Raw genomic sequence first — 19516 nt, forward strand, 5'->3', positions numbered from 1 at the left:
GCGGGGAGGCGTTGCGCCGACGCCGGGCTGTCCGTCCGGCACATGCGGCGGCACCTGTTACGATCGAAGATGCGATCGGCCTTGGCACAGCGAGACCTCCCACGCTCTCGACTGATGGGGGAGAATTGCACCAGTCCAAAATTATTTCAAGCATAAAGTTTTTGGAGTTGACCCATTGACGGCTTCCAGCGTGCTGGCCATTGCTAGGTTGCTTGAAACCATGCCGCCAGAGGAGGGCGCCGGTGCTCGAACATCACATCGCCGATTGGGACAACGCCTACACCAACGGCGCAAACATCGCCGGTGGCGACCGTTGGCCTGCGGCATGGGTCGGCCCAGCGCAGGCGTTTCGCGACGCACAATTTGCTGCAGGCAGAGCGAAGCTTGACATCGCTTACGGCGACAGGCCACGCAACCGGCTCGACCTGTTCCTGCCTGAAAGCACGGCCAAGGGGCTCGTGGTGTTCGTCCATGGCGGTTACTGGATGGCGCTGGACAAGAGCTACTGGTCGCATCTTGCCGCAGGCCCGATCGCCAACGGTTATGCGGTGGCAATGCCGTCTTACACGCTATGCCCTGAAGGTCGCATCGGCGGAATCGTCAATGAGATCAGCGCTGCCATCGCCAAGGCGGCCGAGATGGTCGAAGGCCCGATCATGCTGACCGGCCATTCGGCGGGCGGGCACCTGGTCAGCCGGATGATCTGCGCCAACACACCGCTTGCGCCCAGCGTTCAGCGCCGCATTCGCCATGTTGTGTCAATCTCAGGCGTTCACGACCTCCGTCCGATCATGCGCACCGGCATGAACAAGACGCTTGCTATCGACGAGGCTGAGGCCCTCGCAGAAAGCCCAGTCTTGCTGCGACCAATGGAAAACGCGCGCATCACCTGCTGGGTCGGCGGCGGCGAGCGGGCCGAATTCCTGCGCCAGAACGCGCTACTCGCCAATATCTGGACTGGACTGGGCGCTGCGACCAATGCCGTGGTTGAGCCAGACCGCCATCATTTCAGCGTCATCGACGGCCTGGCCGATCCGAACCACGCGCTAACACGGACCTTGATCGGTTAAGATATGAGCGGGCGACCAATTCGCCCGCCTCGATCAGTGTACGGACTGGATAGGTGCTGGTTCGCCGCGCATGCTGACGACAGGCTCGCCTTGCGATGTCGGCGCCGCCAGACCGGTCGCGACAACCGACACCTTGAACTGGCCTTCGAGCGAGTTGTCGAAAATGGCGCCGACGATGATGTCGGCGTCGTCGCCGACCTCTTCGCGAATGCGCGTGGCGGCCTCATCGACCTCAAACAGCGTCATGTCCATGCCGCCGGAAATTGACACCAGAACGCCCCTGGCGCCCCGCATCGAGTTCTCGTCGAGCAGCGGATTGGCGATCGATGCCTCGGCGGCCTTGGTGGCCCGGTCCGGGCCGCTGCCGACGCCGGTGCCCATCATGGCGCGGCCCATGTCGCGCATCACGGTCTTCACGTCGGCAAAGTCGAGATTGATCAGGCCTTCCTTGGTGATCAGATTGGTGATGCAGCTGACACCCGAGTAGAGAACCCGGTCGGCCATGCCAAACGCATCTTCGAAAGTCGTCTTTTCCGTCGCGATGCGGAACAGGTTCTGGTTCGGAATGACGATGACGGTATCTGCCGCCTGACGCAAAAGCTCGATGCCTTGCTCGGCCATCTGCATGCGGCGCTTGCCCTCGAAGGTGAAGGGCTTGGTGACGATTGCAACCGTCAGGATGCCAGCTTCGCGTGCAGCCCGCGCGATCACAGGTGCCGCACCGGTTCCGGTGCCGCCGCCCATGCCTGCCGTCACAAAGCACATATGTGTGCCAGAAAGCTGATCCATGATTTCGTGGATGGATTCTTCAGCTGCAGCCTGGCCTATCTCCGGCAAGGAACCGGCGCCCAGGCCCTCGGTGACCATGGCTCCTAGCTGGACCAGCCTTGTGGCCTTGGACATCGTCAGCGCCTGCGCATCGGTATTGGCGGCAATGAACTCGGTGCCTTCCAGGCCCTCGGCGATCATGTTGTTGACGGCATTGCCGCCGCCGCCACCGACACCGATGACGGTCAGCTTGGGCCTCATTTCCGAGATTTCAGGTTTCTTGGAAGTGCTCATGGTTCCGTTTCCTGCGCAGCGCCCCTGCCCGAATCGGACTGGCTCAGGGAATCAGATTGATCGGGAAGCTGCAAGGAATAGCCTGCGGATTGCGGCTTTAAACCGGCAAGATCCGATTTTGTGGTGGAAAGGCGCGATTTGGAGGTGCGGCACTTTTGGCTGCCCAACGGCTGCGCCCCAGCGCAGCCGTTGGGCGTCAGTCTAAAGCGACTTGGCCGCCTCATCGATAAGTGCGCCGGTCTCTTTCGGATGCGAGGCCAGCGAAGCTTGCGTCCAGCGTGATGGTCTTGCGTGTCTTCATGCGATCGGCCATCCAGTACTCGGTTTCGGGCGGGATCATGTGGTCGCGACTCGAAACCTGATGCCAGCTTGGCTTGTTATGCCATGCCGCCGGCCTCGATTGTGTTCAAAGCAGCGCCCTGAGATCGGCTTTTGCGTCACCGCCATTACCAGGGCATCAGCCGCGCTGAGATCCTGGCCGAAATTTTGGTGGAAGCTGTCCTGGGCGAGCCACAGGAAACCGTCCTTGTCGGCACGGATGCTGGCCGCGCCCGAAGGTAGCTCATGCCGGGCAAAGATAGCGCCAAGGCTGTCGCCCTCATCAGGTGCAAAGGCGGCGATATAGACCCGCCCAGCGACGTTTGGAGCATGACCCGCACGGTGATCACCGCTGCTCCATAAGAATGGCCGACCAGTAGTGTCGGCCCCTCCTGGGCGGCGGCAAGCTTCCTTGTGCGCTCGATATCGTCGGCCAGCGCCGTCAATGGGTTCATGAACCGCGGCGAGCTTGTTACGCTTGGCGTGGAGCAGCAGAATGACATGACGCTGGTGCCAGTCTCCTTGTTTAGTTGGAGCCGTTTTTGCTTCCGGTGGCAGGTTGTCTTGATAGATGGCACGCCGCTCCAGCGCCTCAGGCAGGTTGCAACCGGCAGGCTGAGATACACGAACTAGAGGTTCTCCTTGAGCAGGACCTCGATGCGGATGCGCTCCTGTGAGGCCAGGAGCTCGCGGTGGTCGGAGCGGGCGCGCATGATCCGGAGCGCACTGCGAACTGCGTGGCCGGGGTCCTGAGCAATCACGGCGTCGATGCGCTCGTCCATCAGAGCCTGTTCGCTGAAAGGGGTGCGTTCGTGGGCGACGACAGTGAGGGGGCGGGAACCTTGCGCGTTCCATACCGCAGTCAGCGGCACCCTCGCTTCCGAACTCAGGACATAGACACCCACGGTATCCGGATTGTGCTGCAAGGTGCGCTGGATGATGAGGTCGGCGCGCTTTTCATCCGCATAGGTTTCCAGTGACGGCAGGCTCTCGAGATGCGGGAACTGAGTATTGATGATGCTGTCGAAGCCGAGGCGACGCTGGATACTGTCGAGTGCCATCATGGTTTCGGCGACAATCATGATCTTGCCGGCTTGCGCGCCGAGGAAGCGGCCGGCGATCTTTCCCGCAGTCGCGCCGGCAGCAAAATTGTCGACGCCGACGTAATCCGCGCTTTCCAGACGCTCCTGGCCGGAAAGGAACTGCACGACCTTGACGTCGCGCTCGACGAGACGCACCAGCGCGTCGCGCACCTGCGGCGATTCCGGTGCCATCACGGCAACTCCGTCGACCGAGCAATGGTCTATGGCGGTCAGGTATTTGGCGACGTGGTGCGGGTCGATCATCGGGATCCGTACGACCTCGACCTCGGTGGATTCGGCGCGCAACACGTCCTTTGCTTCGCTAACCCGGGCGATAAGTTCGGTAAGGTACTGGTCGCCTGACGTCGGCAGGACGAAGCGGAAGCGATAGGTCTTGTTGCGCGCCAGTGCCACTGCGGCAGGGTTGCGTATGAAGCCGATGCGTTCGATGGCTTCGGCGACCTTCTTCGCGGCCTTGGGACTGACGTTCGGGCGTTCGTTGAGGACACGGTCGATGGTTGCGAGACTGACGCCCGCGGCTTCTGCCAGGTCTTTTGCGGTTGGCCGCACTCTTTTGATCTCATTTGCTGCTTCGAACCGGATTTCTCCAACAAAAGCAGATGAAAAGCAAGTTTTGAGGTGCGCACCTCAAATTTTGCTTGCCTTGAGGTGCGCACCTCAATTATGACTCTTGCTGTGGGCGCTCGGAGGATAGTAGCGAGCCACGCAGGCGGCGCGGAGGAGACGAGCCCGCCGGGAAGGTCATTCCGCGTCAGATGCCCGCAGAGGGCGTTTCAAGCTTCCGATGGAGGTCGGGAGCGGGAAGGGAGGTCCCAGCCATGAACTTTCGCCATTCCAAGTCCTTGGCCGCTTTCGCTGCCATGTTGGCCGCTGGTGTCGCCGGCACGAGCCATGCAAACGCAAAAGACCTGACGCTCTGCTGGGCCGCCTGGGATCCAGCAAACGCGCTCGTCGAGTTGAGCAAGGACTTCGAAGCCAAGAGCGGCGTCACGATGAAGTTCGAGTTCGTGCCCTGGCCGAATTTTGCCGACCGCATGCTCAACGAGCTGAATTCGGGCGGCAAGCTCTGCGACCTGATGATCGGCGATAGCCAATGGATCGGCGGTGCCGCGGAAAACGGCCAGTACGTCAAGCTCAATGATTTCTTCGACAAGGAAGGAATCAAGATGGACGATTTCATTCCGGCGACTGTCGTCGGCTATGCCGAATGGCCCAAGAACTCGCCGAACTATTGGGCGCTGCCCGCCTTCGGCGATGTCGTCGGCTGGAGTTATCGCAAGGACTGGTTCGAGCGCCCCGAACTCCAGGCCGAGTTCAAGCAGAAATACGGCCGTGATCTCGCGGTGCCCAAGACCTTCGCGGAGCTCAAGGATATCGCCGAGTTCTTCCAGAAGCGCGAGATCGACGGAAAGACGGTCTATGGTGCGGCGATCTACACGGAGCGCGGTTCCGAAGGCATCACCATGGGCGTCATGGATGTGCTCTATAGCTACGGATTCCAATACGAAAACCCCGACAAGCCCTATGAACTCGATGGCTTTGTGAACTCCGCCAAGGCGGTCCAGGGGCTGGAGTTCTACAAGCAGCTCTATGATTGCTGCACGCCGCCTGGGCATTCCGACGCCTACATGTCGGAGGACATCGATGCCTACAAATCGGGCCAGGTCGCCCTTCAGATGAACTTCGCCTTCACCTGGCCGGGCATCAATGCAGACGCCAATGTCGGCGGCGACAAGTCAGGCTATTTCCCGAACCCCGCCGGTCCCGATGGCGTCGCCTTTGCCCAGCTAGGCGGCCAGGGCATCTCGGTGGTCTCCGCCTCGGAGAAAAAGGACGATGCGCTTGCCTACATCAAGTGGTTCGCCCAACCGGAAATCCAGCAGAAATGGTGGCAGATGGGCGGCTACTCGGCGCTGCGCAAGGTTGTCGAGGATCCGGGCTTTGCGACCAGCCAGCCTTATGCGCAGACCTTCCTCGACTCCATGGCCATCGTGAAGGACTTCTGGGCCGAGCCTGCCTATGCCTCGCTGCTGCAGGCGGCGCAGAAGCGCTTCCACGACTATGTGGTCGCTGGCCAGGGCTCCGCCCAGGACGCGCTCGACGGTCTTGCCAAGGACTGGACGCAAGTCTTTGATGACGACGGCAAGTACTGACTGCTGATAGCCTCGGCCCGTGCCTCCCAGCGGGCCATGGCGCGGACGGAGCCGGGTTCTGCCCCGGCTCCGTCGCCGCACCGTCGCAAATCAGGGGACCACTATGCTGCATTCACCGGTGGATCGGGTCGCTGAGGCGACGCCGCGCGCCATTGCCAAACGTTTCAGGGGCCTGTCGGATCGTTCGCTCGCCTGGCTCTTCGTGGCCCCGACGATCGTGCTGCTGCTTGCGGTGAACATCTTTCCGCTGATCTGGACGATCCGGCTGAGCTTCACCAATTTCCGCGTCAATCGCCCCAATGCGGAGGTCGAGTTCGTCGGCCTGAAGAACTACATCAGCATCCTGTCCGACAAGGACATCTGGCTGACGATGCAGGCCACCGCCCACTTCCTGATCTGGACGCTGGTGCTTCAGGTCCTGATCGGCTTCGCACTGGCCTATCTGATCAACAAGAAGTTCCGCGGCAATGACCTGTGGACGACGATTATCGTGCTGCCGATGATGCTGAGCCCGGCGGTGGTCGGCAATTTCTGGACCTTCCTCTATCAGCCGCAGATCGGTCTGTTCAACTACGCCGTCGGCTTCCTGACCGGAGCCGATCCGTCGAGCTTCTCGATGATCGGCGATGTCACGCTGGCGCCCTGGGCGATCATCATCGTCGACACCTGGATGTGGACACCGTTCGTGATGCTCATCTGCCTTGCAGGTCTGCGATCCATTCCCGACAGCATCTATGAAGCGGCCGAATGCGACCGCGCCAGCAAATGGCGACAATTCTGGACGATCACCATTCCGCTCGTCCTGCCGTTCCTGATGCTGGCCGTGCTGTTCCGCGGCATCGAGAATTTCAAGATGTTCGATCTCGTCGTCCAGCTCACCGGCGGCGGGCCCGGCTCGATCACCGAGCTTACCTCGATCAACCTCAAGCGCGAGGCCTTCGAGAAGTGGCGCACGGGCTATGCCTCGGCTTACGCGGTCATCCTCTTCGTCACCGTATTCGGCCTTGCCTCGATCTACGTCAAAGCCCTGAACAAGGTGAAGCAGCGATGAGCAGCTATTCCGTCACCGAGCCATCACGCCGGCAGAAATGGGTCGCAGGCATCCTGGTCGTGCTCTACGCGCTGATCACAATCCTGCCGCTGGTCTGGATCATCGGCACGAGCTTCAAGACCCCGTCCGATGCCATCGCCTATCCGCCGAAGACCTTCTTCACGCCGACAGTCGAAGGTTATGTCAACGTCTTCACAACGCGCACCCGTCTTACCGAGGAGCAGTTGCGGGCGATCGGCGAGCCGCAGACCTGGTACGACAGGCTGGTGCGCAAGGACGGCCTGGTTATCTCAGGCCCGTCGCGTTTTGCCGAACGCTTTACAAACTCGATGATCATCGGCTTCGGCTCGACTGTGCTCTGCATCGTGCTCGGCACGGCCGCCGCCTACGCATTCTCGCGCTTCAAGGTACCGCTGAAGGACGACCTTCTCTTCTTCATCCTGTCCACCCGCATGATGCCGCCGATCGCGGTCGCCATCCCGATCTTCCTGATGTTCCGTTCGCTCGGCCTCAGCGACACCCATGCCGGCATGATCCTGCTCTATACAGCGGTCAACCTGTCGCTCTCGGTATGGCTGCTCAAGGGCTTCATCGACGAGATCCCGATCGAGTACGAGGAGGCGGCGCTGATCGACGGCTACACGCGCTTTCAGGCGTTCTACAAGGTCGTGCTGCCGCAGGCTGCTACTGGGATCGCCTCCACTGCGGTCTTCTGCCTGATCTTTGCCTGGAACGAATACGCCTTCGCGGTGCTTCTGACTTCGGGCAACGCCCAGACCGCGCCGCCATTCATCCCGACCATCATCGGTGTCAGCGGCCAGGATTGGCCGGCGGTTGCGGCGGGCGCCACTCTGTTCCTCGTGCCGGTCATGGTGTTCACCATCCTGCTGCGGAAACACCTCCTTCGCGGCATCACGTTCGGAGCTGTACGTAAATGACCAGGTTCTTCGACGGATTGCTCCACTTTCGCCGCGGCGCCTGGGAAATGCTGGCGTCGGTGCTGATCGCTGCGGGCGTGTTCATGCTCATGCAGCCCTTCGCCCTGGTCCTCTATTCCTGGTCCTTCCTCGTAACCCTGCTGGGCACGGTGATGTTCATCATCGTCAGCCATTTTCCGGAGTAGGCCCGTGGCGCAGATCAGAATCCAGAATGTGCGCAAGGAGTTCGGCGCCTTCACCGCTGTCCGCTCCTCGAGCTTCACCATCGAGGATGGTGAATTCTTCATGCTGCTGGGGCCGTCGGGCTGCGGCAAGACGACAACGCTCAGGATGATGGCCGGCCTCGAATTGCCGACCTCTGGCGAGGTCTTCATCGACGGCGAGGAGGTCGGCATGAAGCCGGCCAGCCAGCGCGACATCGCCTTCGTCTTCCAGATGTTTGCGCTCTACCCGCACATGAACGTGCGCAAGAACATCTCCTATCCGCTTGTCAGCCAGGGGATGAAACGCGAGGACGTAAGGACTCGCGTCCAGGCGGTCGCCCGCATCCTCAAGATCGAGCACATCCTCGACAAGCCCGTCGGCGGCCTTTCCGGCGGCGACCGCCAGCGTGTCGCGCTCGGCCGCGCCATCGTGCGGCGACCCAAGGCGTTTTTCATGGACGAGCCTCTGGGCGCGCTCGATGCCGAGTTTCGCGAGCACATGGCCGAGGAGCTCAGGGCGCTGCACAACCGCATGGGCGCGACGACTGTCTATGTCACGCATGACCAGCTCGAGGCGATGCAGATGGGCGACAAGATCGTGGTCATGAACCATGGCGTGGTCGAGCAGTTTGGCCGGCCACAGCAGATCTACGATTGGCCGGCGACGAAGTTCGTCGCCCAGTTCATCGGCTCGCCGCCGATGAACTTCCTCGACTTCGAGGGCATGATCGGCATCGGCGGCGACAGCATCGACCTCGGCGGTATCAAGGTGAAGGTGCCGGTTTCGCGGGAGGGCCGAGCCGGCCGCCTGGTGCTTGGCGTTCGCCCGGAGCATGTGACGTTCCGCGACGATTCCGCCTACCGTGGCAGGGTGAGGGCCGTCGAGTATCTCGGCACCACCCAGATCGTGACACTGGCCACCGGCCATGGCGACCTGAAGGCGCGTATCCCTTCCGGTCATGCCATACGCGAAGACGAGACGATCGGCCTCGACTTTGACGCTCGAACGCTGTCGCTATTCGATGCGGAGAACGGCAAGGCGCTGCTCTCCGAGGCCAACGCGGGAGTATTGGGGCATGGCTGAGATCGTCCTCGATAACGTGACGAAGACGTTCGGCGGCACGGTTGCGCTCGACAATGTGTCCCTGACGGTTCCAGACGGCTCCTTTGTCGTTCTGCTCGGCCCGACTGGGGCAGGCAAGACGACGACGCTGCGGATGGTCTCCGGCCTCGACATGCCCGACAGCGGTGAGGTCCACATCGGCGGCCGGCCGATGAAGGGGCTTTCGCCCGCCGAGCGCAACGTGGCGATGGTGTTCCAGCAATACTCGCTCTACCCGCACCTCACAGTGCGGCAAAACCTCGAGTTTCCGTTGAAATCCCCCCTGCTCAAGACGCCAAGGGAGGCGATCGACCGCAAGGTGCAGGAGGTCGCGGAAGTCCTCCAGATCGCGCACAAGCTGGAAAACAAGGCGACCGCACTTTCCGGCGGAGAGATGCAGCGTGTTTCGATCGGCCGTGCGCTCGTGCGCAACCCGAAGATTTTCCTCATGGACGAGCCGCTGAGCTCGCTCGATGCCAAGCTGCGGGCCGACCTGCGCATAGAGCTGAAGCGCATCCAGGCAAAGTCGGGCGCGACGCTGCTTTATGTCACCCACGACCAGATCGAGGCAATGACCATGGCGACCCATGTCGGCGTGCTCAACGAGGGCAGGCTGGTGCAGTTCGGCCCGCCGCGCGAAATCTATGAGCAGCCGGTCAGCATCTATGCCGCGACGCGCCTCGGCCAGCCGCGCATCAACGTGCTGCCGGCCGACCTCTTCGCCGGCGCCCCTGCGGGGGCTAAAAGCATCGGTCTTCGCCCGGAACATATCATGCAGGGTGAAGGCGAGGAGGCGCTCGTCAAGCGGGTAGAGCATCTTGGTGACCAGACGCGCCTCCATCTCACCCTGAAGAAGCACGACCTGATCACCGTCACCGATGCGCATACGCGGCTGAGAGGCGGCGAGACGCTTCGGATCCAACCGTCACGGCCGCTCTATTTCGATGCGGCGGGCATGCGCATAGCTTGAGGAGATATCCATGGCGCAATTCATCAACAGGCGCGAAGACGTCGTCACCGAGGCGATCGAAGGGGTACTTGCCCTTTCCGGCGGCGCGCTGACCCGCCTCGACGGCTATCCGCATATTCGCGTCGTGTTGCGCAGCGACTGGGACAAGTCGAAAGTGGCGCTCGTCTCGGGCGGCGGCTCCGGTCACGAGCCCGCCCATGTCGGCTTCGTCGGCAACGGCATGCTGACGGCGGCCGTCTGCGGCGACGTCTTCGCCTCGCCCAGCGTCGATGCGGTGCTTGCCGGCATCCTGGCGGTCACGGGGCCAGCCGGATGCCTGCTGATCGTCAAGAATTACACCGGTGACCGCCTCAATTTCGGCCTCGCCGCCGAGCGCGCGCGCGCCTTCGGGCTGAACGTCAGCATGGTGATCGTCGGCGACGATATCGCACTGCCCGACCTGCCTCAGGCGCGCGGCGTCGCCGGCACGCTGTTCGTGCACAAGATCGCAGGAGCGCTCGCCGAACAGGGCGCTGACCTGGAAACGGTGACTGCGGCGGCAAAGCGCGTCATTGCCGCCACACACTCGATCGGCATGTCGCTTGACACCTGCAGCGTTCCGGGCTCTCCCAAGGAGGATCGCATTCCACAAGGCATGGCCGAGCTCGGCCTTGGCATCCATGGTGAGGCCGGTGTCGAGCAGATCGACTTTGCCGGCGCCCGCGCTTCCGTGGCAACGATGGTTGAGCGGCTGGCGTCCCTGATGGGCGAGGGGCAGCATGTGGCGCTCATCAACAATCTGGGTGGCACCTCGGTCGTCGAGATGTCGGTGCTTGCGCACGACCTTCTCCAGTCGTCCATTGGTGAAAAGATTACCCATGTTGTAGGCCCGGCCCCGCTGATGACCTCGCTCGACATGCAGGGCTTTTCCATCTCAGTCTTTCCTGCCGACAGGGCGGAATTGGAGCTGCTGAGCGCACCAGTCACGATGCCTTCCTGGCCAGGGCTCTCACGCGTACGGACAATTGCGGTCGCGCCCATGCCTGATGGGCTGACGCCGATCATGCCGATGCCGTCGAACCATACGGCGACGCGCGCCTTCCTGGTCAATTGCTGCAACGTGCTGATCGCCGCCGAGCAGGACCTCAACGCGCTCGACGCCAAATCGGGCGACGGGGACACCGGTTCGACGCTGGCGGGCGCCGCCCGTGCACTAATCAACGCACTCGACCGCCTGCCGCTGTCCGACCATACCCAGCTCCTGCGCGCCATCGGCCAGGAATTGAGCCAGACGATGGGCGGATCGTCCGGTGTGCTGCTCGCCATCTTCTTCGCTGCCGCCGGCGACGGTGCATCGAGTGGCCTGCCAATGCGCGAGGCGTTGCGAGCGGGACTGGCCCGCATGCAGGAGATCGGCGGTGCAAGAGTCGGCGACAGGACGATGGTTGACGCGCTGTCTCCCGCGCTGGAAGCTCTCGATGAGAGCTTCTCGGCTGCAGCCAATGTGGCTCGCAAGGGCGCAAATTTCACCTCGACCCTGACCCGCGCCAAGGCCGGCCGTGCCGCCTACATCAATGCCAGGCAACTCGAGGGTCACGTCGATCCAGGCGCTGAGGCTGTGGCAAGGCTGTTCGAGCATCTGGCGGGCTAAAGGCAGCCAAGGTGACTGTGCGGCTGCCCTACCTACATTTTGCGCTACACTTACCAGGCAAGGGTGCAGCCGCTCAGACGGAACGGGAATATTTGTCCCTGTCTCAAGGTAGTCTGGAGAACCACGTTGCTGTTAGATAGCGGCTGGAAGCATTGTCGCCAGATTGCCGGACCGCCTCGATTGCATGAACTCGACGGCGACAACGTCTCACGGCTTTCTTGTCTGCAGAGACCCGCCGATTGAAGAGCGAAGCCCACACAAGAGGGTATGGAACCTGAGCTCAGGGATCAGTTTCCCCCAGGCGCGAGCGGCTATTGGCCACGCATGTATTCGCTGTGTTTCCATCATAGCGAGGCCTGCATAAGAACCGCTTGCTATATCGAGACTAGGGAAACCTGTCGGCCGCTGCGAGATGTTGCAAGAACGCTAACAACGTGGGGTTTTCCTCCCGCGAACCGCCAGGGAGGCTCGTTCTTAGGCGCAGCACCCTTCACGGAGCTTTCCCGACCTCAATCCGTCGCCTCAGGCTCAATGCTCTTCGGCAAGTTGTCGAGGCGGGCCTTAAGGTTCGGCGGCGCAAAGTCGAGGAGTGAGCGCAGTTTGGCAGCCATGAAGCGTGTGAGAGACTAGACGAAGCTGACGGGCAGGGGCGACGGCTGATAGTCTTGCGCCAATGGCGTGAGCTGTTCTGATCGCATTGGCCACGTGATAGCAAATGGCGACTGCCATCCTAATGCCTGCGCGCGCATTCCGTGTGTGTTGGAGGCATTCATTACGTCTGTACCTTCTGCGCGTAGATGCCTGTCTCCATGATCACCCCGGTGTACAACCTCATACGATGATGCCCTTTGCGGTCGCTGAATGCGGCCGGCTTACCTTGTCTGGTATGGGAACGGCATCGTGATTGACACTTCAGTCCACTTTGAGACGCAAGTCAGCCACTTTGCTCGTTCGCTCATACGGGCAGCGATCCAAGCCTAGTCCTTCTTCTGACGGTTATTCTCTTTGGACGCCTCCCCGAGCGGTGAGGCGCAGGTGTCTCTATGATCCTGTTCAGAGAAAAACATCCTCACGACGTTAGCAGCACCGTTTCGTTGCCCCATTGCACCTTGGTGCGCGCTGTTGCGCAGTCCGACAAGTCCGCCGCCAAACTCCAGTCGTGCCTGCTGAGGCGCGGATATCAACCCTACGAGCGCGCGGTGAATATGTTGCCAGGTGCCGATGGAAGCGTCGGATGAGCCATCTATCTTGACGCCGTGCAAAATACGGTGACGCGTTAGGTTCAGGAACACAACTCTGGGTGTCCGCCGCCGGGCACGAGGACTTTAGGTTCCACTTCAGTGGTTTGGCTCTTGGGCAAAGACAATGGCCTTCCGCATACATTGTGCATATATATGGAGGAAATGATGATGGAGCCTGCGACGTCATGACAGCAAACTGGTCCCCCTCTGTCTCGAAAGCCGCAGGACCGCTTTACCTGGCAATTGCTGATGCACTTTCGAGCGATATCGCGTCGGGGCGGCTGCCTGCCGGGTTTCGCCTGCCGCCGCAGCGCACGCTGGCCGATCAGCTCGGCATCGACTTCACGACGGTGAGCCGTGCCTATGCCGAGGCGCGCAAACGCGGGTTGGTGGAGGGCCGTGTCGGCCAGGGGACCTATGTCCGGGCGCAACGCCCCACTGGAGCTGCCGCTGCGGTCGCCGGCATCATCGACATGAGCATGAACCTGCCACCGCGCTTCAATGATCCGGGTCTGGCGGCCAAAATGTGGGATGGCATTGACGAACTCAGGGCCGGCGACGGGCTCGAACTCCTGATGCGCTATCAGGAAGCGGGGGGTGCCTCGCGCGACAGGGCCGCGGGCGCGATGTGGCTTGCGCCGCGCCTGGGTGACATCGGACCCGGCCGCTTGATGGTCTGCCCCGGCGCCCAGGGTGCATTGCTGGCACTGATCGGCGCGCTGGCAGCACCTGGTGAGACGATCTGCGCCGAGGCATTGACCTATCCGGGTTTGCTGGCCGTCGCCGAGCATCTGCGCATCGGTGTCGCGGGCATTGCGATGGATGCGCAAGGGCTCATTCCGGAGGCGTTCGAGGAAATCTGCCGCGAACGCGCGCCAAAGCTGCTCTATTGCACGCCAACATTGCACAATCCGACGACGGCAACGCTGTCGCATGCGCGTCGCGAGCGCATCGTTTCGATTGCGCGGCAGTACAATGTGCTGATCGTCGAGGACGACGCTTACGGCGCGTTGCCCGGCAATCCGGTGGCGACCTTCGCAGCACTCGCGCCCGACATCGTCTACCACATTGCCGGCCTTGCCAAATGCGTGGCACCGGCCTTGCGCGTCGCCTATGTGGTGGTCCCGCAAGGACGCACCACCGCGCATCTGGCAGGGGCGATCCGCGCCACGGCCGGCATGGCCTCGCCGCTGACGTCAGCTATCGCCACGCGCTGGATCGAAAACGGCGTTGCCCAGTCCGTTCTCGCCGCGATCCGCAGCGAAGCGCGAGAGCGCCAGGTGATCGTGTCGAGGATTTTGCCGGCAAAGCTGGTTCAGGCCAACCCCGAAGGTTTCCATGTCTGGCTGAAGCTTCCCGGCCACTGGAACCGCAGCGATTTTGCGGCCCGCTTGCGTTCGGCTGGGATCGGCGTCGTTACAAGTGACGCCTTTTCAGTCGTGGGGCCCGCGCCCGAAGCCGTACGGCTCGGGCTTGGCGCAGCACCCGATCACGCCTCGCTTTCGGCTAGCCTGGAGACGGTCGCCGAACTGCTTGCTCAGCAGTCGACCATGTCGCCTATGGTTGTGTGACGGACGGCAGGGAAAGGGCCCGCAAACGGCTCGACCCGGCCCATGCCAAGGACTTCATTGAGCAAGACTTCGTCGCTGACCCTGCGGAACATGCCTGGCGACATCCATCGGGCATTTCCATCGACGTTCGGTGCGCCACGCCCGGAGCGGACATCGTCGATCCACAGGGTGCGGGTCTCAAGCGAAATACGGGTCAGGCCAGTCGAATTCGGCACGCCGGCATGGGCATGTGCGCTCGAAAAGGCGATGATCTCGCCCGGCGCAATGACAACCGGTGTTGCATCGGTGACTTCCAGTTCCTCGGTCAGATGCGGGATCGCTGAATCCGCATCGACCGCGTTGCGCCCGCCGGCCTTCGAGCGCTCCAGCAAGGCGGCAAGGTCGAAGTCGGCGCTGGTGTTGGCGACCGGACGGTCCCACAGCGACGGATAGATGGCAAATGTGCGGCCTTCGGTGATGTCGTAGATGGGTGCCCACCAATTGGTCTGGGCATAGAGGTTCGAGCCCCAGGTGTCGCGGTGGAAGGCGATGGTCGCGGTGGTGCGAGCGCGCGGAACAACGGCTCCACGATCCTGGTGCGGCTGGAACCTGAGATAGAGAGAGTCGCGCGCCAGCCCGTCCGCGTCCAGACCGATTGCATCGAACAGGTCGCGCCAAAGGCGCTTGACCTCGGGCGAGCGCGCGAAGTCGCGTTGGCGTTGCGCGAAACTTTCCGTCTGCTGCTGATGCGTCAGGTGCCGGTGGATTTCGACCGGTACGAACGGCGTGAACGCGTCTTCCAGGAAGGCCTGTGTGAATGCCGCGAGCTCGCGCATCGGCTTCGAATAGCCGAGGCGGAGCACGTCGCCGGCATATATGCGGTCATGGAACACGCGAGGGTCGAGCGCACTGGCGACGTCGGTGTACATGCGATTTATCCGTTGTCGGGGGTCAGATGGTCAGGCCGGCGAGGCCCATCAGGAAGCGGAACAGATAGGCCACGATACCCAGCCCGAGCACGCTGGCTGCCCAGATGAGGACGAGCCAGCCGATCCGCTTCGGCCAGGAAGGTGGTGCGTCGGACGGGACTGCCATCAGTGATAACCCTCGCCCGCTTTCACCTTGCCGCGGAAGACGTAATAGGACCAAGCGGTATAGGCGAGGATGAAGGGGATGATGAACAGCGCGCCCACCAGCGTGAAGCCCATGCTTTGCGCGGGGGCGGCGGCTTCGCGGATGGTGATGTCAGGCGGGATGATGTTCGGCCACAGGCTGATGCCAAGCCCGCTATAGCCAAGGAACAGCACGAACAAAGCCAGCAGGAACGGCGCGACATGCGGCGTGCCTTGCAGCGATCGAAGGATCAGCCAACTGCTGACCAGCACCAGCACCGGCACCGGCGAGAAGAAAACGATGTTGGGGAAGCTGAACCAGCGTTCGGCGATGTCGGGGTGGGCAAACGGCGTCCACAGGCTGACAATGCCGATGACGGCGAGCAGGGTCAGCGTGATCGGCCGCGCCAGCACCACCATGCGGTCATAAAGCGCGCCTTCGGTCTTGATGATCAGCCATGTGCTTCCGAGCAGCGCATAAGCGACGATTAGGCCAAGCCCGGTGAACAGGCTGAATGGCGTGATCCAGTCCAGCGCGCCGCCCGTGTATGAGCCGTTTTCCATCGGAAAGCCGTTGAGAAACGCTCCAAGCGATACGCCCTGGAAGAAGGTCGCGACATAGGAGCCGCCGGCAAAGGCCTTGTCCCAGAACGGCTTGTGGTGCTCGTCCGCCTTGAAGCGGAACTCGAAGGCGACGCCGCGCCATATCAGCCCGAGCAGCATCAGCACCAGCGGCAGATAGAGCGCGCTCAGGATCGTGGCATACGCAAGTGGGAAGACCGCCATCATCGCGGCGCCGCCCAGCACGAGCCAGGTCTCGTTGCCGTCCCAGACCGGGGCAACCGTGTTGACCATGGTGTCGCGGTCCTCGCGGTCGCGCACAAATGGGAACAGGATGCCGATGCCGAGATCGAAACCGTCCATGATGACATACATCATCAGGCCGAAGGCGATGATGACAGCCCAGATTACGGGTAGATCGATGCCCATGGTTTCAGCCCTTCCTGTCCTGGTGAGCGGACGCGAACATGTCCATCTGGTCGTGTGCTGCCGATAGCGGGCGGGCCGGACGGCCGCTCTCGTCGTCGGGCTCATGTTCGGATTCGGCCGGACCCTTGGCGACGAGCTTCAGCATGTAGCTGGTACCGATGCCGAAGACGATGAAGTAGACCACGATGAAGACGATGAGCGTGGTGCTCATCGCCAATGCCGAATGGTTCGACACGGCGTCCTTCGTGCGCATCACGCCATAGACGATCCATGGCTGCCGGCCGATCTCGGTGGTGAACCAACCGGCTAGGATGGCGATCAGTCCCGTCGGCCCCATCACGGCGGCGAAGCGAAGAAACAGGTTCGTTTCGAACATCCTGCCCCGCCACCTGAGCCAAAGTCCCCAGACGCCGAGCAAAAGCATGAGCATGCCGAGGCCCACCATTATGCGGAAGCTCCAGAACACCACGGTCGAATTCGGCCTGTCTTCCTTCGCGAACTCCTTGAGGCCGGGGAACTGGCCGTTCCATTCATGGGTGAGGATAAGGCTCCCCAGATGCGGTACCTTCACGGCAAAGCGCGTCGTCTCGGCTTCCATGTCAGGCCAGCCGAACAAGGTCAGCGGCACGGCTTCGCCGGGCTTGTTTTCCCAATGGCCTTCGAGTGCTGCGATCTTGGCCGGTTGGTGCTTCAGCGTATTGAGGCCGTGCAGGTCGCCGATGAAGATCTGGATAGGGGCCGAGACGAGCAGCATCCACATCGCCATGGACAGCATGGTGCGAACGCGACGATTGTCGTTGCCGCGCAGCAGGTGCCAGGCGCCGGAAGCGCCGACGAAAAGCGCGGTGGCCAGGAATGCGGCCACCGTCATGTGTGCGAGGCGGTAGGGGAAGGATGGGTTGAAGATAACTTCGAACCAGTTCACCGGCACAACGACGCCGTTGATGATCTCGAACCCTTGCGGGGTCTGCATCCAGCTGTTGGAAGCGAGGATCCACGTCGCCGAGATCAGCGTGCCGAGGGCCACCATGAGCGTCGAGAAGAAATGAAGGCCCGGCCCGACCTTGTTCCAGCCAAACAGCATGACGCCGAGAAAGCCGGCCTCGAGAAAGAAGGCTGTCAGCACCTCATAGGCGAGCAAGGGGCCAGTGACCGAACCGGCGAAGGCGGAGAAATAACTCCAGTTGGTGCCGAACTGATAGGCCATCACCAGGCCCGAGACCACACCCATGGCGAAGTTGACCGCAAAGATCTTCGACCAGAAATGGTAGAGGTCGCGATAGACCGTATCACGCTTCCACAACCACAAGCCTTCCAGCACCGCAAGGTAACTTGCGAGGCCGATGGTGATCGCGGGGAAGATGATGTGGAAGGAGATGGTAAAGCCGAACTGTATTCGAGCCAGTTCAAGTGCTGTCAGGCCGAACATTAGAGACCTCTCTTGCATGCGCAATCGGCTTGCGCGCGATTGCCGGTCGAAGCGTAATACTCGTCGATTCCCGTCAGGTATTGCTCACGCCTTGCAATAGACCTGCATCTTGATCCGCGCAGCGCGCAAAGTCGACGCACCCCCACGGACATTTTGACCCATGCGTCCGACAGGCATGATAGCCGACCTATGTACATACAATTTGTCCATTCAATGGCAATTGAATGGAGTGTATGCCAATTATATGCAAATCGTTCTTGCCGGCAAGGCAGAAGCGCCCTATGTATGGATGCGATAGGGCGCCCGAAACGTGTGGCGCTGCCCGCGTGTTCGCGACCCGCAAGAAGGAGGCGCGTATGTCACAGTCAAGATTTTCGGCGGAAGGGTTCACCCCGACCGACAACCCGATGAAAACTGGCATCCAGGGGCTATGCCCCCGCTGTCAGATGGGCCACCTGTTTTCCGGGTTTTTGAAACTGGCGCCCAGATGCGAAGTCTGCGGGCTGGATTATTCCTTTGCCGATCCAGCCGACGGCCCCGCTTTCTTTGCCATGACCATCGCCGCTGTGCCCGCGCTCGCTTTGGGCGTCTGGCTCCAGATGGAATATGGCCTGCCGCTTTGGGGGCATTTGTTCATCACCTTGCCGCTCACGGTGTTGAGCTGCATGGCCCTGCTCAGGCCGCTCAAGGGCTGGCTGGTGTGCTCGCAGTATTTTCACAAGGCCGAGGAAGGTTCGATCGATTTCGATTGGCACGCCAAGGCCAAGGGCAATCAGCAGAACGGCCATACGCCAGCTGCCTGATCAGTGGCGGCGTGGCTGTACTGCAGCCTCGACGAAAGCCGAGACGGCCTCGATATATTGCTCGATGGTCGTGCCCCGCTTGCGGTACTTTGCCCGCTTTACATACCAGTCCTGCAATAGCGGCTTGATCAGCGATGCCGTGAGTTCGATGTCAGCTATGGCGAAGGTGCCGTTGGCCACGCCTTGGCGCAGAACGGCGGCAAAAATCTCTTCGGTCGCAGCCTCGCTGTCTACCGCCATACGGCGCTCATGCGCCGGAAACGATTTCGCTTCCATATAGGCGAACACGAACCACGGCTGCATCGCCTCGGTCAGCCGAATATGCGTCTCGATCAGCCATTTGAGGTGATCAGGCGGGTCTTTTCTGATCTCGTCCGCCGCAGCCCCCAGCACCTCGTTGACCGTCGTCGTGACCTCGCCAAGGATCATCGACAGCAGCGTCGTCTTGTTGTCGAAATAGGAATAGAGCCCGCCCATGCTGAGGCCGGATGCTTGCGCCAGGTCGCGCAGGCTGGTGGCGTGGAAACCCTGCTTGTTCGAAAGCTTCAGCGTTGCCTCGATGATGCGGGCGAGATTGGCGACAGCGACATGCGGCTTCTGCACGCGCACGGTGTCGCGATGGCGTTCAAGGATACGCGCGCACAACGTTTCCGTCGAAAATGCAGCCGTCCACTGCCTGTGTCCTGCGAAGTTCAATCCGACTCCTATCGTCCGCAGCATGTGTTGCGGCATCGTCCATGCCGAAATAGCAGCAAATGCACGGTTGCAAAAGGGGAGGCAGACGCATAAAG

Annotated in this window: 17 protein-coding genes; 10 read left to right on the forward strand and 7 right to left on the reverse strand. The window is 61.7% G+C overall.

From position 1 onward, the window contains the following. Positions 1-242 precede the first annotated feature (242 nt). On the forward strand, positions 243-1070 hold the full coding sequence (locus C8K44_RS00825; protein WP_109573855.1) for an alpha/beta hydrolase: 828 nt from the start codon (positions 243-245) through the stop codon (positions 1068-1070). 33 nt (positions 1071-1103) lie between these two features. On the opposite strand, the gene ftsZ is transcribed toward C8K44_RS00825, so the two are convergent. Next, positions 1104-2132, reverse strand: coding sequence for a cell division protein FtsZ (gene ftsZ, locus C8K44_RS00830; RefSeq protein ID WP_109573856.1), 1029 nt, complete (start codon positions 2130-2132; stop codon positions 1104-1106). Positions 2133-3079: 947 nt separating this feature from the next. Next, the gene (locus C8K44_RS00840) at positions 3080-4102 is read right to left on the reverse strand and encodes a LacI family DNA-binding transcriptional regulator (RefSeq protein ID WP_109573857.1); all 1023 of its coding nucleotides are present in this window, start codon (positions 4100-4102) and stop codon (positions 3080-3082) included. 311 nt (positions 4103-4413) lie between these two features. On the opposite strand from C8K44_RS00840, the gene C8K44_RS00845 reads away from it, so the two are divergent. The 8 genes from C8K44_RS00845 (at position 4414) to C8K44_RS00880 (ending at position 14412) form a co-directional block, all read left to right on the forward strand. Then, positions 4414-5706, forward strand: a complete 1293-nt coding sequence (locus C8K44_RS00845; protein ID WP_245417326.1) for an extracellular solute-binding protein — start codon at positions 4414-4416, stop codon at positions 5704-5706. Positions 5707-5809: 103 nt separating this feature from the next. Next, positions 5810-6757 carry a sugar ABC transporter permease gene (locus C8K44_RS00850; RefSeq protein WP_109573859.1) on the forward strand — a complete coding sequence of 316 codons (948 nt, stop codon included), beginning with the start codon at positions 5810-5812 and terminating at the stop codon, positions 6755-6757. Then, a complete protein-coding gene (locus tag C8K44_RS00855) occupies positions 6754-7695 on the forward strand; it encodes a carbohydrate ABC transporter permease (RefSeq protein WP_109573860.1) in 942 nt (313 codons plus the stop codon). Before C8K44_RS00850 ends, C8K44_RS00855 begins: the two co-directional genes overlap by 4 nt. Further along, the gene (locus tag C8K44_RS00860; protein WP_109573861.1) at positions 7692-7880 is read left to right on the forward strand and encodes a hypothetical protein; all 189 of its coding nucleotides are present in this window, start codon (positions 7692-7694) and stop codon (positions 7878-7880) included. The genes C8K44_RS00855 and C8K44_RS00860 overlap by 4 nt, the downstream gene beginning before the upstream one ends. A gap of 4 nt (positions 7881-7884) precedes the next feature. After that, positions 7885-8982, forward strand: coding sequence for an ABC transporter ATP-binding protein (locus C8K44_RS00865; protein ID WP_109573862.1), 1098 nt, complete (start codon positions 7885-7887; stop codon positions 8980-8982). Then, positions 8975-9970 (forward strand): ABC transporter ATP-binding protein, encoded by a 996-nt coding sequence (locus C8K44_RS00870; protein ID WP_109573863.1) that lies wholly within the window; start codon positions 8975-8977, stop codon positions 9968-9970. Before C8K44_RS00865 ends, C8K44_RS00870 begins: the two co-directional genes overlap by 8 nt. Positions 9971-9980: 10 nt before the next feature. Further along, complete coding sequence (locus C8K44_RS00875) at positions 9981-11600, forward strand: dihydroxyacetone kinase subunit DhaK (protein WP_109573864.1); 1620 nt, start codon at positions 9981-9983, stop codon at positions 11598-11600. Positions 11601-13026: 1426 nt separating this feature from the next. Then, positions 13027-14412 (forward strand): PLP-dependent aminotransferase family protein, encoded by a 1386-nt coding sequence (locus C8K44_RS00880; protein WP_109573865.1) that lies wholly within the window; start codon positions 13027-13029, stop codon positions 14410-14412. On the opposite strand, the gene C8K44_RS00885 is transcribed toward C8K44_RS00880, so the two are convergent. Genes C8K44_RS00885 through C8K44_RS00900 form a run of 4 tightly spaced genes read right to left on the reverse strand, consistent with a single transcriptional unit; the run spans position 14379 to position 17922 of the window. Continuing rightward, positions 14379-15320: a hypothetical protein gene (locus C8K44_RS00885; protein WP_109573866.1), complete on the reverse strand. Its 942-nt coding sequence runs from the start codon at positions 15318-15320 to the stop codon at positions 14379-14381. The genes C8K44_RS00880 and C8K44_RS00885 overlap by 34 nt on opposite strands. 22 nt (positions 15321-15342) lie before the next feature. After that, positions 15343-15486, reverse strand: coding sequence for a DUF2474 domain-containing protein (locus C8K44_RS00890; protein ID WP_109573867.1), 144 nt, complete (start codon positions 15484-15486; stop codon positions 15343-15345). Next, positions 15486-16493, reverse strand: a complete 1008-nt coding sequence (gene cydB / locus C8K44_RS00895) for a cytochrome d ubiquinol oxidase subunit II (protein WP_109573868.1) — start codon at positions 16491-16493, stop codon at positions 15486-15488. The genes C8K44_RS00890 and cydB overlap by 1 nt, the downstream gene beginning before the upstream one ends. Positions 16494-16497: 4 nt before the next feature. Further along, positions 16498-17922, reverse strand: a complete 1425-nt coding sequence (locus C8K44_RS00900) for a cytochrome ubiquinol oxidase subunit I (protein WP_109573869.1) — start codon at positions 17920-17922, stop codon at positions 16498-16500. 356 nt (positions 17923-18278) lie between these two features. Here C8K44_RS00900 and C8K44_RS00905 point away from each other — a divergent pair, with 356 nt between their 5' ends. After that, the gene (locus C8K44_RS00905; protein WP_109574048.1) at positions 18279-18725 is read left to right on the forward strand and encodes a DUF983 domain-containing protein; all 447 of its coding nucleotides are present in this window, start codon (positions 18279-18281) and stop codon (positions 18723-18725) included. Here the strand turns inward: C8K44_RS00905 and C8K44_RS00910 are convergent, their stop codons facing one another. Next, positions 18726-19421, reverse strand: coding sequence for a TetR/AcrR family transcriptional regulator (locus C8K44_RS00910; RefSeq protein WP_245417302.1), 696 nt, complete (start codon positions 19419-19421; stop codon positions 18726-18728). Positions 19422-19516: the final 95 nt, after the last annotated feature.

The organism is Aminobacter sp. AP02 (genome assembly GCF_003148805.1).
Classification (GTDB): Bacteria; Pseudomonadota; Alphaproteobacteria; order Rhizobiales; family Rhizobiaceae; genus Aminobacter.

Coding starts and splice junctions, on each gene's coding strand:
- ftsZ (WP_109573856.1), bottom strand. CDS start 2,132: ATGAGCACTTCCAAGAAACCTGAAATCTCGGAAATGAGGCCCAAGCTG.
- C8K44_RS00845 (WP_245417326.1), top strand. CDS start 4,414: ATGTTGGCCGCTGGTGTCGCCGGCACGAGCCATGCAAACGCAAAAGAC.
- C8K44_RS00850 (WP_109573859.1), top strand. CDS start 5,810: ATGCTGCATTCACCGGTGGATCGGGTCGCTGAGGCGACGCCGCGCGCC.
- C8K44_RS00855 (WP_109573860.1), top strand. CDS start 6,754: ATGAGCAGCTATTCCGTCACCGAGCCATCACGCCGGCAGAAATGGGTC.
- C8K44_RS00860 (WP_109573861.1), top strand. CDS start 7,692: ATGACCAGGTTCTTCGACGGATTGCTCCACTTTCGCCGCGGCGCCTGG.
- C8K44_RS00870 (WP_109573863.1), top strand. CDS start 8,975: ATGGCTGAGATCGTCCTCGATAACGTGACGAAGACGTTCGGCGGCACG.
- C8K44_RS00875 (WP_109573864.1), top strand. CDS start 9,981: ATGGCGCAATTCATCAACAGGCGCGAAGACGTCGTCACCGAGGCGATC.
- C8K44_RS00880 (WP_109573865.1), top strand. CDS start 13,027: ATGACAGCAAACTGGTCCCCCTCTGTCTCGAAAGCCGCAGGACCGCTT.
- C8K44_RS00885 (WP_109573866.1), bottom strand. CDS start 15,320: ATGTACACCGACGTCGCCAGTGCGCTCGACCCTCGCGTGTTCCATGAC.
- C8K44_RS00890 (WP_109573867.1), bottom strand. CDS start 15,486: ATGGCAGTCCCGTCCGACGCACCACCTTCCTGGCCGAAGCGGATCGGC.
- cydB (WP_109573868.1), bottom strand. CDS start 16,493: ATGGGCATCGATCTACCCGTAATCTGGGCTGTCATCATCGCCTTCGGC.
- C8K44_RS00900 (WP_109573869.1), bottom strand. CDS start 17,922: ATGTTCGGCCTGACAGCACTTGAACTGGCTCGAATACAGTTCGGCTTT.
- C8K44_RS00905 (WP_109574048.1), top strand. CDS start 18,279: ATGTCACAGTCAAGATTTTCGGCGGAAGGGTTCACCCCGACCGACAAC.